Genomic DNA, 1,726 nt, shown 5'->3' on the forward strand with positions numbered 1-1,726 from the left:
TTTACCTGCCGGTATGAAACCCTGCCGGAGCCAGCGGCGGAGGCCGATGTTCTGTTTAAATACGCCCGCTGGCTGCAGGTCAATAACCGGTTACAGGACGACAAGTCGGTGGACACCGAGGTCGGGCGGCTGTACCGCATCGCGGCGGAAAATGCACATACGAAAGCCACCATCAACCTGCTGAATGGCTCACTGCGGGGCCGCTTCGGGTTAACAGGCGGTGAACGGCTGCGTTTCGCTCAGCAACTGATTAAGGCGAAGGTCGCCAGCGGCTACTACTTTATTGCGATTTATCTGCAGTATGGCGCAGCCGGTCTGAAACAGGATGACGGGATGGCATTGCGCTACTACCGAAAAGCGGCAGATGAAGGGAATCCGCAGGCGCAGGCTTACGTCGGAGATAAGCTCGCTCCGGTCAAAATGGCTCCGGATATTGCCCGCCAGATGCGCCAGTGTGCCGCAGAGCAGGGCGACGGTCAGGCAGCCGGCAGGCTGGGAATTAACCTCCAGGGCAGGGAAGAGTATCAGCAGGCAGTGGAGGCTTTTCAGCTGGGTGTGGCAGCCGGTCATAGCAGTTCCGCCAGTTTTTTAAAAGAAGGTTTTAACGGACCGGAACCCACGAACCGGCTGTATTATCTGGGGCAACAGAAAGACCCCGAACGCTCAAGACGCTACAAAGCCATTGGCAAAGTGCTGAGTAGCTATTCGTATGCCCATCCCACCGTACCTGAAATCAACGATATCGTCCCGCTGCCGCCTGCTCCGCTGCCGGAATGGGACGGCAAACTCAAGTGGCTGGAAGCGTACGAGGCCAATATCGCGCCACCCAAACCCGGCGAGTCGCTGATTGCAGAACTGGCCAGGGCAAAACAGCTGAACCCTGCCACGGGCAGACCGCTGCCTGCCTCCCCGGATTTTGAGAAAAATGACGTCGTAAACCTGCAGTGTTACACCGGAGAGCCCTGCCCGAGAAGCGGCTACTGGCAGATAGCGTGGGTGCCGCAGTTCGGGACAAGCAAACAGGAGATCCTTCATTTTAACGCGGGCGATATCATGCCCACCGACACCGTGGACTGGATTGATACGCGTCCGTGGCCGCTGCGGGACAGATGGATGCAGGAAGACAGGCCTGTGTACTGGCAATGGCTGGGTGAGGCCTGAGCCTGACGGCAGTTGGTATGCAAAAATCATGGAAAAGGAGCGCAGGGATGAAAGTAAAACCCGTATCGGCCCTGCTGGGCTGCCTGCTGCTGGCGGGGTGCGACCAGCCACCTCCCGTCAGGGCGGTACCGGCAGAGCCACTGACCGATATAAACATCCGGCAGGCCTTTACCTGCCGGTATGAAACCCTGCCGGAGCCAGCGGCGGAGGCCGATGTTCTGTTTAAATACGCCCGCTGGCTGCAGGTCAATAACCGGTTACAGGACGACAAGTCGGTGGACACCGAGGTCGGGCGGCTGTACCGCATCGCGGCGGAAAATGCACATACGAAAGCCACCATCAACCTGCTGAATGGCTCACTGCGGGGCCGCTTCGGGTTAACAGGCGGTGAACGGCTGCGTTTCGCTCAGCAACTGATTAAGGCGAAGGTCGCCAGCGGCTACTACTTTATTGCGATTTATCTGCAGTATGGCGCAGCCGGTCTGAAACAGGATGACGGGATGGCATTGCGCTACTACCGAAAAGCGGCAGATGAAGGGAATCCGCAGGCGCAGGCTTACGTCGG

At 58.4% G+C, this 1,726-nt stretch carries 2 protein-coding genes; both read left to right on the forward strand.

Annotated features, from left to right (window positions below):
* Positions 1–1,161, forward strand: a 1,161-nt coding sequence (locus RW65_RS22820) for an SEL1-like repeat protein (protein ID WP_039054643.1), incomplete at its 5' end; no start/stop codon positions are given.
* A gap of 47 nt (positions 1,162–1,208) precedes the next feature.
* The coding region (locus RW65_RS00035) for an SEL1-like repeat protein (protein WP_039054644.1) at positions 1,209–1,726 on the forward strand (518 nt) is incomplete at its 3' end.

It is taken from the genome of Enterobacter sp. Bisph1 (assembly GCF_000814905.1).
In the GTDB taxonomy this organism is placed as follows: domain Bacteria; phylum Pseudomonadota; class Gammaproteobacteria; order Enterobacterales; family Enterobacteriaceae; genus Kosakonia.